Origin of the sequence: Fuscovulum sp., assembly GCA_035192965.1 — a bacterium.
Lineage (GTDB): Bacteria > Pseudomonadota > Alphaproteobacteria > Rhodobacterales > Rhodobacteraceae > Paragemmobacter.
In genome coordinates this window covers 870,861-883,887 of sequence record CP136571.1, presented here as the reverse complement: position 1 = coordinate 883,887, position 13,027 = coordinate 870,861, and the positions used below count along the sequence as shown (strand labels likewise).

Genomic DNA, 13,027 nt, shown 5'->3' with positions numbered 1-13,027 from the left:
TGCCGCAGCGCAGAATCGGCCCCCACTCTGCGGCAAGATGCGATGCGGGACATGGGCGCCCCGCGACAGTGTCACCCGCCCCCACCTTACCCCTTCATCTTGGCCCCAAATACCCCGGGGGGAGGGCGCGGCACGCGACCGGGGGGCTGGCCCCCCTCACGCCCGCAGCGCGCGGCACGCGCGATGCGGGGAAAATGTCTCATGCCGTCCCCGCCTGCGGGGGCGGCATTCCTTTGGATTTCGGGCATCAACATATCGGCCCGCAAGATCACTCGCGCTCGCGCGTCACCCCCGGCATCTGGTTCATCGCGGGTTCAGGCACGCCCTTGCCCACGCCTTCCAGCACCTTCAAAGGCCGCCGCGCCAGTGCACTCAACCCCCCGCGTGTGGGGGCATAGACCTGCTTCGTCGCCTCCACCATCAGCACGCCGCCTGCCAGCCACGGCCCAAAGCGCCGCCCCAGCCCTTCCCAGAAATCCGCCGTCCGCAGCCAGAACCGGCTTTGCGATGGCGGGGTGAACAAGGCCGCGCAGGTGCGTTCCGGCGTGAAGCCGTGCCGCTTCAACTGCGCCTCCAGCTGCGTCATCGAATAGGGGCGGCCAAAACCGAACGGCGTGATATCCCGCCGCGACCACAGCCCAGATCGGTTCGGCACCACGATCAGCGCCTTCCCCCCCGGCCCCAGAACGCGATGCGCTTCTTCCAGCACGGCACTGGGATGTTCCGATGTCTCCAGCCCATGCATCAGCACCAGCCGGTCCACCATACCCGTCGGTACCGGCCAATAGGTTTCCTCACAAAGGACGCTGACATTCTCCATCCCCGCAGGCCAGGGCATCACCCCCTGCGGGCCGGGCATCAGCCCGATCACCCTGCGGCTCTCGGTCAGATAGGGGCGCAAGAGCGGCACCGCAAAGCCGAAGCCCGCCACCGTATGTCCCTGCTGCACCGGCCACAGCCGCAGCACCTGATCGCGGATCGCCCGCTGCGCCACGCGGCCAAGCTGCGTGCGATAATAGAAGTTCCGCAGATCGAGCACATCAAGGTGCATTGCGCTTGGCTTCCCCGCCGGTCCAGTCTGGGCGCAGCATAGCGAAACACGGATCAAAGACCATGCCGCTCGAACTCGTCACCATCCCCTGCCTGTCGGACAACTACGCCTATCTGATCCACGATCCCGAAACCGGCGCAACGGCGGTGGTCGATGTCCCCGATGCCGCGCCGATCCTCGCTGCCCTGGGGGAACGCGGCTGGGCCCTCACCGACATCTGGCTCACCCATCACCATTCCGATCACATCCAGGGCGTGGCCGACCTGCGCGCCGCCACGGGCGCGCGCGTCACCGGGGCGGCTGCGGATTCCCACCGCCTGCCCCCGCTTGATCACGCCCTGCCGGATGAGGCGAGCTTCCCCTTCGGCGGCCATCCCGTCCACGCCTTCCCCGTTCCCGGCCACACCATTGGCCACATCGCCTTTCACATCCCCGCTGCCGCCCTTGCCTTCACCGGCGACAGCCTGATGTCCGCCGGCTGCGGCCGCCTGTTTGAAGGCACGCCCGCCCAGATGCACGCCTCGCTGACCCGCCTCGCCGCGCTGCCACCACAAACGCTCATCTGCTCGGGCCACGAATACACCGCCTCCAACATCCGTTTCGCCCTGACCCTTGAACCCGGCAACGCCGCGCTTATCTCCAGAAGCAATCGGGTGTCAGTGGCGCGCGGAGAAGACCGTCCCACCGTCCCCGTCGCTCTTTCCGAAGAACTGGAAACCAACCCCTTCCTGCGTGCGCATCTGCCCGACCTGAAAGCCGCGATTGGCCAGCCAAATGCCAGCGCTGAAGCCGCTTTCGCCGAAATCCGCGCCCGCAAGGACAGGTTCTGACCAAACTCTGCATCTTGCCGGTCACTTTTTGCGGCAAGCCTGCAGCAAACCGCAACGGAACCCAAAAAACCCTTGAAGTGCGGCGAAATAAGCCGAACTCTGAGGGGCATGAGGCCGCGGTTCGGCGGGCAATCCCCGCGAACCCTGATGAACAGGAGCACCAGAACGTGCCATCGTTTTCAACGACTCTCGAGCAGGCCATCCACGGCGCCCTGGCCCTTGCCAATGCCCGCCGCCACGAACTCGCCACGCTGGAACATCTTCTGCTGGCGCTGATCGACGAACCCGACGCCGCCCGCGTGATGAAGGCGTGTTCGGTCAATCTCGATGACCTGCGCAAGACGCTTGTCGATTTCATCGACGACGATCTGTCGACGCTGGTCACCGATGTCGAAGGGTCCGAGGCTGTGCCAACAGCCGCCTTCCAGCGCGTCATCCAGCGCGCGGCGATCCACGTCCAATCCTCCGGCCGGACCGAAGTGACAGGGGCCAATGTCCTCGTCGCCATCTTCGCCGAACGCGAAAGCAACGCGGCCTACTTCCTGCAAGAACAGGACATGACGCGCTATGACGCGGTCAACTTCATCGCGCATGGCGTGGCGAAAGACCCGTCCTATGGCGAAAGCCGCCCTGTTTCCGGCGCCGATGAAGAACGCCACGAAACCCCCAAGGCCGAAGCCGGCGAGGCGAAGGAATCCGCCCTCTCCAAATATTGCGTCGACCTGAACGTGAAGGCCCTCAAGGGCGACGTCGACCCCCTGATCGGGCGTGAGGCCGAGGTGGAGCGCGCCATTCAGGTGCTCTGCCGCCGCCGCAAGAACAACCCGCTTCTGGTGGGCGATCCCGGCGTGGGCAAGACGGCCATCGCCGAAGGTCTGGCGTGGAAGATCGTCAAGAAAGAAGTGCCCGAGGTTCTGGCCCATGCCACGATCTACAGCCTCGATATGGGCGCGCTGCTGGCAGGCACCCGCTATCGCGGTGATTTCGAAGAACGCCTGAAGGCCGTGGTCAAAGAGATGGAGGATCACCCCGACGGCATCCTCTTCATCGACGAGATTCACACCGTGATCGGTGCAGGTGCCACCTCCGGCGGCGCAATGGATGCCTCCAACCTGCTGAAGCCCGCGCTTCAGGGCGGCAAACTGCGCACCATGGGTTCGACCACCTATAAGGAATTCCGTCAGCACTTCGAAAAGGACCGCGCCCTGTCGCGCCGGTTCCAGAAGATTGACGTGAACGAACCTTCGGTGCCGGACGCCATCAAGATCCTGATGGGCCTCAAGCCGCATTTCGAAGAACACCACGACCTGCGCTACACCGCCGATGCCATCAAGGCGGCGGTGGAACTTGCCGCACGCTACATCAATGACCGCAAGCTTCCCGACAGCGCCATTGACGTGATCGACGAAGCCGGTGCCGCACAGCACCTGCTCCCCGAAGGCAAAAAGCGCAAGACGCTGGGCACCAAAGAGATTGAGGCCGTGGTCGCCAAGATCGCCCGCATCCCGCCGAAAAACGTGTCCAAGGACGATGCCGAAACCCTGCGCGACCTTGAGAAAACCCTCAAGCGCGTGGTCTTCGGCCAGGACAAGGCCGTCGAGGCCCTGTGTTCCTCGATCAAGCTCGCCCGCGCGGGCCTGCGCGAACCGGAAAAGCCCATCGGCAACTACCTGTTCGCTGGCCCCACCGGCGTCGGCAAAACCGAGGTGGCCAAGCAACTGGCATCCTCGCTGGGCGTGGAACTGCTGCGTTTCGACATGTCGGAATACATGGAGAAGCACGCGGTTTCCCGCCTGATCGGCGCACCTCCGGGCTATGTCGGCTTCGATCAGGGCGGCATGCTCACCGATGGCGTCGACCAGCACCCGCATTGCGTGCTGCTGCTCGACGAAATGGAAAAGGCCCACCCGGATGTCTACAACATCCTGTTGCAGGTCATGGATCACGGCAAACTGACCGATCACAACGGCCGGTCCGTCGATTTCCGCAACGTGATCCTGATCATGACCTCCAACGCAGGCGCGTCGGACATGGCAAAGGCCGCCATCGGCTTTGGCCGCGAACGCCGCACGGGCGAAGACACCGCCGCACTGGAACGGATCTTCACCCCCGAATTCCGCAACCGTCTGGATGCGGTGATCAGCTTTGCCCCGCTGGGCAAGGAAGTCATCCTTCAGGTGGTCGAGAAATTCGTGTTGCAGCTTGAGGCACAGCTTCTGGATCGGAACGTTCACATCGAACTTACCCCCGAAGCCGCGCTTTGGCTGGGCGACAAGGGCTATGATGACAAGATGGGTGCGCGCCCGCTGGGCCGCGTGATCCAGGAATACATCAAAAAGCCGCTGGCCGAAGAACTGCTGTTCGGCAAGCTGACCAAGGGCGGTGTCGTCCGCGTGGCGGTCAAGGATGATGCGATCGACCTGCAGGTGCAGGAACCGCAGAAGCCCCGCCTCACGGGCCAGAAACCGCCGCTGCTCACGGCGGAATGATCCGCCACGCGGCAATCGTGACATTGGCCCTCGCCGTTCCGGCGGGGGCCTTTGACTTTGGCCAACCCATCGCCTGCACCCTTGGGGTGGATTGCCATATCCAGAACCATTTCGACCGCGATCCCGGCCCCGGCATGGCGGATGTGGCTTGCGGCCACCTTACCTATAATGGCCATGACGGCACCGATTTCGCCCTGCCCACATTGGCCGCCATGCAGGCGGGCGTGGCGGTGCTGGCCGCCGCCCCCGGCACCGTGCGCGGCATCCGCGACGGGATGCCCGATATCGCCATCTCCGACCCCGCCGCCCCCGCCTTGCAGGGCCGCGATTGCGGCAATGGCATCGCTATCGACCATGGCGATGGCTGGGAAACCCAGTATTGCCACCTGAAACAGGGCAGCCTGCGCCTGCAACCCGGCGATAGGGTGGAAGCAGGGCAGGAAATCGGCCTTGTCGGCCTGTCGGGCAACACGGAATTTCCCCATGTCCATCTGGCGATCCGCAAGGATGGGGTGGAACTTGATCCCTTTGCCCCCGACGCCGCCGCCACCTGCGGCGCACCTGCCGATGATCCGCTCTGGGCAGACCCCATCGCCTATGATCCTTTCGGCTTTACCGCCACTGGCTTCGCCACCGCCATCCCCGAGTTTTCAGCGATCAAGGCAGGCCTCCCCTCCCCCGCCGCCCTGCCCACCGACGCCCCCGCTCTGGTGATCTGGGCCGCCTATTTCGGCCCCCACGCGGGCGACCAACTCACGCTTTCGATAACCGGCCCGCAAGGCGAGGTGATAAGCCAGACCATCGCCATAGACCGCACCCAGGCCCTCGCCTTCCGCGCCATCGGCAAACGCCTGCCCCCCGGCGGCTGGCCTGCGGGGGATTACAGCGGCGCGGTGGTGATGATGCGCGGTGCCGATGAACTGGGCCGTGAAGCGATCACGATCACCCTCACACCCTGACCGCGCGCCCCAAAATTCTTCGAAGAATTTTGCAAATTCCTTCCAAGGAATTTGGCCCCATTCGGCACCAGCGCACGCTTAACCATGAATCGGCCCCGCGCCCTGCCCATATTTGTATGCACAGCCGTCTGCACCACCATCTGCACCGGGCGCTGCACGGCCAAAACCCCGCAAGCCCCTGTCAGAAAAACAGAATTAACGCTCGGTCAGCTTCAATTCGATCCGCCGGTTCTGCGCCCGCGCCGCCGCATCGTCGCCCGCCGCCACGGGCCGGTATTCGCCAAACCCCGTCGCCGCCAGACGCTCGGGCGGGAAGCCAAGGCTTTCCTGCATGTAGCGCACAACCGACAGCGCGCGCCCTTGCGACAGTTCCCAGTTGTCGCTGAACTCCCCCGCACCCGACAGCGGCACATCGTCGGTATGGCCGTCCACGCGGATGATCCAGTCGATCTCGGGCGGGATATCCCCCCTGATTTCATTCAGGATTTCCACCACCCCGGCAATCTGTGCCTGCCCTTCGGGGGCCAGTTCCGCCGCGCCGGGCTGGAACAGCACCTCGCTAGAGAACAGGAAGCGGTCGCCCACCACCCGCACGCCTTCGCGCCCGTCCAGCAGTTCCGACAGCTTGCCAAAGAACTCTGACCGATACCGCGCCAGATCGGCATTTTCCGCCGCCAGCCGCGCCGCCTCGGCCGCTTCCAGCTCTGCCCGCCGCCGCTGCTCTGCCGCCACCTGCGCCAAGGCCGCGTTCAATTGCGTGCCCAGCGATTCCATCTGCACCTGCGCCGCCTCATCCCGCGCCGCGCTCTCGTCCAGGATGGATTGCAACTGTGCCAGTTGCGACCGCAGCGCCCCGATCTGTTCGTTCAGCAGTGCCACTTTCCGCTCTGCTTCCAATGACTTGGATTGCTCCTCGGTCAGCGCGCGCTCTGCCGCCACCAGCGCCGCATCGCGCGAATCCTGCCCTTCGACCGCCCGCGCCGCATCGGTCTGCGCGGCGGCCAACAGCGTCAGTGTCTCCTCCGCGCGCTTCCTCTGTTCTTCCAGCGCCAGCGTCATCGCCGCCAATTCGTCATCCGCGCCGTTCAGCCGATCGCGCAATTCCTCCAACGCCGCCGCATCTACCAGACGCGCGGCTTCCGCCTCGGACAGTTGCGCCTCGGCCCCCTGCGCCCGGCTTTGCAGGCTGGCGATCAGTGCCTCGACCGCCGCCCGCCGCGCCGCCATCAGACGGGCCGCTTCGGCATTGGCATCCACCTCATCGCGCGCCTTGGCCAGCGCAAGCTGCATCGCCTCTTGCTCGGAAATCAGCCTTTTCTGCGCATCTTCAAGCTCTTGGACAGAGGCGGTCAGGTCCGTCACCTGCCCCCGCGCCGCATCGCGTTCGGCCAGCAGCGATGCCACCTGCGCCTCGAAACTCGCGATCCGCCCCTGCGCATCGGCCAGTGCACCCTGCGCGGTGGACAACTGCCCCGTCAGGGTGGTGATCAGCGTTGCCTGCCGCTCCCCCTCTGCCTCGGCGGCGGTGAGCGAGGCGGTCAACTGCCCCACCTGCGTTTCCAACCCCGCCGCGCGCTGGCGTTCCAGCCCCAGCTGATCGGCCAGTTGCGCGATCTGGTCTGTCAGGCTGTCCAGCTCATTCGATTGCGTGGTGATCGTATCGCGCAACACCACCTGCATCACGGTAAAGATGGTCAGCACGAACATCATCACCATCAGCAGCGTCGTCACCGCATCCACAAAGCCCGGCCAGATGATGGATGAATCGCGGCGGCTGCGCAGGGCCATGCCTTACCCCCGCCCGACCGTGCCGCGCGACAATTGCCGGATCGCCGCCGTCAACGCCCCGATATCCCCGCGCAGATCGGCCAGAGATTCCTGCCGCCCGGCCGACATTTCCTCAAGGATTTTCAACAGTTGCACATCAATCGACCGCAAGCGCATCCGGCTTTCGGCATCCGCCCCCATCGCGCCCGATGCGGCATCGCCCGATACTGCCGCGATCAACCGTTCCTGCCCTTCGGCAATCCGCGCCAAGGCGGCGGCCATATCTCCACCCCCGCCCCCTTCGCGCCGTTCGGCCAGCTTGGTGATGGCGCGGGCCAGATCGTCGATCTTGTCCTCGACCATCACCCGCGTGATATCGGATTGGGTATAAAGCGATTGCAGCGCATCCATTTGCGCCTGCACCTGATCCAGCACCGCCGCCATCGCTGCCGTATCGCCACCCTCGCCATCACCCGATGACAGGCTGACCCGCGTGATGGATGACAGCCATTCCTCCAGTTCGCGGAAGAACCGGTTCTGCCCGTGGCCTGCAAACAGTTCCAGAAGGCCGATCACCAGCGATCCCGCCAGCCCCAGAAGCGAGGATGAAAACGCCGTCCCCATCCCGCCCAACTGGCTTTCAAGCCCCGACATCAGCTTTTCAAAAACCTGCAACCCCGTTTCGCCATCCTGGGGGGCGAGCGAGCGGATGGTTTCCACCACCGCCGGAACCGTGGTCGCCAGACCATAGAACGTGCCCAGAAGACCAAGGAAAACCAGCAGGTTGCCCATATAGCGCGTGATATCCCGCGCCTCATCTATCCGCGTCGACACCGATTCCAGAATGGACCGTGACGATGACGCCGATATCTGCATCTTTGCCCCGCGCGAACGCAGAAGCGAAGCCAGCGGCGCCAGCAGGCGCGGCGGCTTGGTCGCATCATGGCCCGGAACGTGGCGAACGAAATCCTCGATCCAGCTGACCGATTGCGCAAGGATCAACACCTGCCAGAAACAGGTCAGCACCCCGAACAGGAACACCGCCGCGATGAACCCGTTCAGCAGCACATTGGCCTGCAGAATTTCGGCCACCTGCGTGTGGATCAGCCATGCCCCGCTGCCCACCAGCACCAGCACGATCAGCATCGACACGATCTGCCGGATCGGTTGGCTGAAGGTTGGTGACGCCTCTGCGCGTGTCTTGTCCATCCGTCCTGCCCGTACCCAGTCTATGTCTTGCCCGCGTTCACCATAACAGGCCAATTGCCCCTGCCAAGCCAGCGCAGATCAGCCTTCCGTCATCAACACGATGGCGCGCACCCTGTCTGCCAGCCAATCCAGATCGGCATCGGCAATGCCAAGCTCGGCCAGATGCGCGGCGGTGGACCACAGGTAATCGCGGTTTGGTCCCCGCCCGCCGATGGCGCGGGCGATGATCTGCGCCTGTTCCTCCAGCGCCAACCCGCCGCAATACTGCACATGGACCGGGTCGATCACATAGGCCAGCGCCCGCACCCCGCGCCCATCCGCCAGCCGCAGGGGCAGCCATTCCTCGACATAGGCCGATGAGATCAACTCCCGTTCGCGCAGCGCGGCAAGGGTGGCGTCCTCTTCCCCCGGTTCCACGCGAAAGGCCACGCCGTCGCAATGCGCACCCCCGGCCCGGTCCAACGCCAGCACCAATCCGGGCGTTTCAACCGTGCCGCGATGGTGGATCGACCGCATGCAAAAGGACCGGTGCCACCCATCCAGCCGCGCCACAGCGCGTTCGGCCACGGCAAAGCCAGGATGCCAGATCAGCGACCCATAGCCGAAGACCCATAACGGTTCCGTCATCCACTGGCCCTCCCTTCACCCCCCCTGTAAACAGCAGGGAAGACGCGAAGAAAAGGGTGCAAGATGCGTGCAGTTTTGGTGATTGTCCTTGTTTTGGCCGGCCTTTGGGGCGGCTACTGGTTCGTGGGATCGCGGGCGATGGATCAGGCGGCGACCGGCTGGTTCGCCGCGCAGCAGGGCCGCCCGCTTCTGGCCGAACAGCAGGGCATCACTGTCTCCGGCTTTCCCAACCGCTTTGACCTGACGGTGACCGCACCCCGGCTGACCGATACCGAAACCGGCATCACCTGGGCCGCGCCTTTCGCGCAGGTCTTCATGATGAGCTGGAAACCCTGGCACGTCATCGCCACCCTGCCGCAGGAACAGACTGTCACCCTGCCGGGGCAGGATGTGACGCTGACCTCCACCCTTATTCAGGGCAGCGTGATCGTCACCCCCGGCACCGCGCTGACGCTGGACCGCACCGCCATAACGGGTGATGGCCTTGCCCTGCGCTCCACCGCCGGGTGGGAGGTGGCGGCCACCTCGGCCCGCTTTGGCACCAGACAGGCCACTGGCCGCGCCCTCGCGCATGAGGTGGGGCTGGAACTGACCACGCTCACCCCCGATGCCGGTTTCCGCATGGCGCTGGCGCAGCGGTCCGATCTGCCTGAACAGATTGATCTGGTCCGTCTGGACACGGTGCTGGGCCTGTCGGCCCCGCTCGACCGCCACGCCGCCACCACCCGCCCAAGGCTGACCGACATCACCCTGCGCGAAGGTCTGATGCGCTGGGGCGATCTGGTCCTGTCGGCGGAGGGCAGCCTGACCCCGGCCAGCGATGGCACGCCCGAAGGCCGGATCGAGATCCGCGTTGAGAACTGGCGTGAACTGGTCCCGGTGCTCATTGCATCCGGGCTGGTGACTGAAGAGTCGTCGCAAACCGTCACCCGCGCGCTGGAGCTTTATGCCCAGCAGGGCAGCGATCCCACGGTGTTGACGCTTCCGCTCAGCTTTCAGCAGGGCCGCATGAGCCTTGGCCCCCTGCCGCTTGGTCCCGCGCCGCGCATCTTCTAGCGGCAGTAAGACCCGTTGCGATGGGTTGCCGTGTCGAAATGCAGGTGATCTTCGTGATAGCCGTCCGATCCCGGCCCCAGCGTGGTGCCGAAAATCCCGCAGGCCGCGCGATAGGCCTGCCGCATCTGGCGGTTATAATTCCCCGCCACCGACAGTTCACGCCCGTCGGATAGGATGAATCCTGAAATATCAATCGCCTTGCCGCGCCCATGTTCGCTGATCTTGGCCCCGCGCACATTGTTGCGGGGGCGACAGATATAGCTTGCCGCAACGCGCAACTCGACAACCTCTTGCCGCCCAAAGGCCGGGCGGACGCCCGCGTTGATCCAATCCTTCAACGCCGATGCCGTGGCGCAATCAATCGTCGCGGGCGTGGTCAGGCGGATGCCATCCACCTGCGTCACCCGCACCGGTTCCGCGATCCCGCAGCCTTGCACCTTTGACGAAATCCGCGCCAGTTCCTCACCCCGGATGGCGCGGTCACCACAGACAAAGCCATCGACCGGCGCAGCGCGTTCGGATTGTTCTTCGCGATCACGGCGCTGGAACAGCCCGCCGAACAGGCCGCCCCGCCGTTCGCGCTGTGCCGCCGGGGGCGGGTTCGCCGCCGCCGCTTCGGTCACCGGGGCCGCCGCTTGCGGGGCCGCGTTGGCCCAGCTTTCCGGGCGCGCCCTTGGCCGCAGCACGGGCAGCGACAGCATCATCCCCGGCTGGGGCGGCAGCGCCTGCGTCTGCGGCAGCGCCTCTGCCGCCAGACGGGGGCGCGGTTTGGGGGCAATGGTGGGGACTGCTGCTGCCGCAACGGACGGGGCCGCCGCTTCTGGCGCCGGATCAATCTGCACGCCGGGGCGCGGCATGGGGCGGGGTGACGTCGTCACCTCTTGCGCGATGGACGCGCCCGCCAGAAGGGAAACCACAACACACAGGAACCCGGCACCGAAGCGCATTCAGCCGCCCTTCGGCGCGACCTGCGCCGCGCGGCCGAAATCGGGCGCGGCCGTATCCTGCCCCGCCTCGATGATCCCGCGCCGGATGGCCCGCGTGCGGGTGAAATAGGCATGCAGATGGTCGCCATCGCCCAGCCGGATGGCCCGTTGCAGGGCGAACAGTTCTTCGGTGAACCGGCCCAGAATATCCAGCGTTGCTTCCTTGTTGGTCAGAAACACATCGCGCCACATGGTTGGGTCCGACGCCGCGATCCGGGTGAAATCCCGAAACCCCGCCGCCGAATAGTTGATCACTTCGCTGTCCGTCACCCGTCGCAGGTCATCGGCCACGCCCACCATCGTATAGGCAATCAGGTGCGGGGTGTGAGAGGTGACCGCCAGCACAAGGTCGTGATGGGCGGCATCCATCTCATCGACGCGTGCCCCCATCCCCTCGCACAGCGCGCGCAGCCGCGCCACGGCCCCTGCATCCGCGCCTTCCGGCGTCAGCAGCCACCAGCGGTTTTCAAACAGCGTGGCAAAACCGGAACGCGGCCCGGAATGTTCGGTCCCCGCAATCGGGTGGCCTGCGATGAAATGCACACCGTCCGGCATATGCGGGGCCACGGCGGCAATCACCGCCTGCTTCACCGATCCCACATCCGTGACCGTGGCACCCTTTGCCAGATGCGGCCCGATCTCTTCGGCAATCGCGCCCATGGCACCCACGGGCACTGCCAGTACCACCAGATCGGCACCCTGCACCGCCTCGGCCGCCGTCGCTGTCACCCGGTCGCAGAACCCGATTTCCAGCGCCGCCGCGCGCGTTTCCGCGCTGCGGGCATAACCCACGATCTCGCCCGCCAGACCCTTGGCCTTCATCGCATGCGCCATGGAGGATGCGATCAGACCCAGCCCGATCAGCGCTACGCGATCATAGATCACGGCCATCACTTCACGCCCTTGAACTGCGCCACCGCATGCGCCACCCGCCGGCAGGACGATTCATCCCCCACCGTGATCCGCAGGCAATGCGGCAGTTTGTATCCCGCCACCCGCCGCACGATCAGCCCCTGCTGCTGAAGAAAGGCATCACAGGCAATCGCCTCATCCTCGGAGGCAAACCGCGCCAGAACGAAATTCGCCATCGATGTGTCCGACGGCACGCCCAGTTCGGCCAGCGCCTCGGACAGCCAGTGCCGCATCCGGGCGTTGTCGGTCCGGCAGCGGTTGACGAAATCCTGATCCCGCACCGCCGCCTCGGCCGCCTCAAGCTGCGTCGACGACAGGTTGAACGGCCCCCGGATACGGTTGAGCACGTCAATGATCGCCTTCGGGCCATAGCCCCAGCCGATCCGCAGCCCGCCCAGACCGTAAATCTTGGAAAACGTCCGGGTCATCACCACGTTGCTGCGCGCCTCAAGGATCGCCAGCCCGCCATCATAGCCTTCGACATATTCCGCATAGGCCCCGTCCAGCACGAGGATCGCCTGACGCGGCATCCCGTCGGCCAGACGCGCGATTTCGGCCAGCGAAATCATCGTGCCGGTGGGGTTGTTGGGGTTGGCGATGAACACCAGCTTTGTCCGCCGGTTGCAGGCCGCCAGAATGGCATCCACATCCGTCGTCCGCTCGCGCTCGGCCACTTCAATCGGGGTCGCCCCCACGGCCAGCGCGCTGATGCGATACATAAGGAAGCCGTGTTCGGTGAACACGACCTCATCCTTCGGCCCGGCATAGGCCTGGCACAGGAAGGTGATGATCTCATCCGATCCCACGCCACAGATCACCCGGTCGGCATCCAGACCATGCACCTCGGCAATCGCGTCGCGCAGGCTGCGGTGATCGGTCGACGGATAGCGGTGCAGCGTGTGAACGCTGCGCTGAAACGCCTCTTTCGCACGATCCGACGGCCCGAACGGATTCTCGTTCGACGACAGCTTGACCACATTGGTCATGCCCGCGACATGCGCCTTCCCGCCTTCGTAAAGCGCGATGTCAAGGATACCGGGCTGCGGTCGGATGGCGTCAGTCATGATTGCGAATGTCCCCTCATGCTGCGGGGTTCTAGCGGCGGGCGGGCGGCATTGCCAGACGGATTATTGCCGCCCCG

General features: G+C 65.2%; 11 protein-coding genes. 4 read left to right on the top strand and 7 right to left on the bottom strand.

Features of this window, described 5'->3' with window-relative positions; all coding sequences use genetic code 11:
• Window positions 1-268: 268 nt before the first annotated feature.
• Window positions 269-1,051 (bottom strand): methyltransferase domain-containing protein, encoded by a 783-nt coding sequence (locus RSE12_04340; GenBank protein ID WRH63569.1) that lies wholly within the window; start codon window positions 1,049-1,051, stop codon window positions 269-271.
• A gap of 62 nt (window positions 1,052-1,113) precedes the next feature.
• Here RSE12_04340 and gloB point away from each other — a divergent pair, with 62 nt between their 5' ends.
• From gloB to RSE12_04325, 3 genes are all read left to right on the top strand, one after another.
• A complete protein-coding gene (gene gloB, locus RSE12_04335; GenBank protein WRH63568.1) occupies window positions 1,114-1,881 on the top strand; it encodes a hydroxyacylglutathione hydrolase in 768 nt (255 codons plus the stop codon).
• A 167-nt stretch (window positions 1,882-2,048) separates the two neighbouring features.
• Window positions 2,049-4,370, top strand: a complete 2,322-nt coding sequence (gene clpA / locus RSE12_04330; GenBank protein WRH63567.1) for an ATP-dependent Clp protease ATP-binding subunit ClpA — start codon at window positions 2,049-2,051, stop codon at window positions 4,368-4,370.
• Window positions 4,367-5,329, top strand: a complete 963-nt coding sequence (locus RSE12_04325) for a M23 family metallopeptidase (GenBank protein WRH63566.1) — start codon at window positions 4,367-4,369, stop codon at window positions 5,327-5,329. Before clpA ends, RSE12_04325 begins: the two co-directional genes overlap by 4 nt.
• Window positions 5,330-5,524: 195 nt before the next feature.
• Here the strand turns inward: RSE12_04325 and RSE12_04320 are convergent, their stop codons facing one another.
• From RSE12_04320 to RSE12_04310, 3 genes are all read right to left on the bottom strand, one after another.
• Complete coding sequence (locus RSE12_04320) at window positions 5,525-7,117, bottom strand: peptidoglycan -binding protein (GenBank protein ID WRH63565.1); 1,593 nt, start codon at window positions 7,115-7,117, stop codon at window positions 5,525-5,527.
• Window positions 7,118-7,120: 3 nt separating this feature from the next.
• A complete protein-coding gene (locus RSE12_04315) occupies window positions 7,121-8,305 on the bottom strand; it encodes a biopolymer transporter ExbB (protein ID WRH63564.1) in 1,185 nt (394 codons plus the stop codon).
• Between the two features lie 78 nt (window positions 8,306-8,383).
• Entirely contained in the window at window positions 8,384-8,932 is a 549-nt protein-coding gene (locus RSE12_04310) for a gamma-glutamylcyclotransferase (protein ID WRH63563.1), read from the bottom strand.
• 63 nt (window positions 8,933-8,995) lie between these two features.
• On the opposite strand from RSE12_04310, the gene RSE12_04305 reads away from it, so the two are divergent.
• The gene (locus tag RSE12_04305) at window positions 8,996-9,988 is read left to right on the top strand and encodes a DUF2125 domain-containing protein (GenBank protein ID WRH63562.1); all 993 of its coding nucleotides are present in this window, start codon (window positions 8,996-8,998) and stop codon (window positions 9,986-9,988) included.
• On the opposite strand, the gene RSE12_04300 is transcribed toward RSE12_04305, so the two are convergent.
• From RSE12_04300 to hisC, 3 genes are read right to left on the bottom strand one after another with little or no spacing between them, the layout of a single operon-like run.
• On the bottom strand, window positions 9,985-10,935 hold the full coding sequence (locus tag RSE12_04300; GenBank protein ID WRH63561.1) for an extensin family protein: 951 nt from the start codon (window positions 10,933-10,935) through the stop codon (window positions 9,985-9,987). The two genes, RSE12_04305 and RSE12_04300, sit on opposite strands and share 4 nt — an antisense overlap.
• Window positions 10,936-11,865, bottom strand: a complete 930-nt coding sequence (locus tag RSE12_04295; protein ID WRH63560.1) for a prephenate/arogenate dehydrogenase family protein — start codon at window positions 11,863-11,865, stop codon at window positions 10,936-10,938. It lies immediately after the preceding gene.
• Window positions 11,865-12,950: a histidinol-phosphate transaminase gene (gene hisC, locus RSE12_04290; protein WRH63559.1), complete on the bottom strand. Its 1,086-nt coding sequence runs from the start codon at window positions 12,948-12,950 to the stop codon at window positions 11,865-11,867. The genes RSE12_04295 and hisC overlap by 1 nt, the downstream gene beginning before the upstream one ends.
• Window positions 12,951-13,027 lie beyond the last annotated feature (77 nt).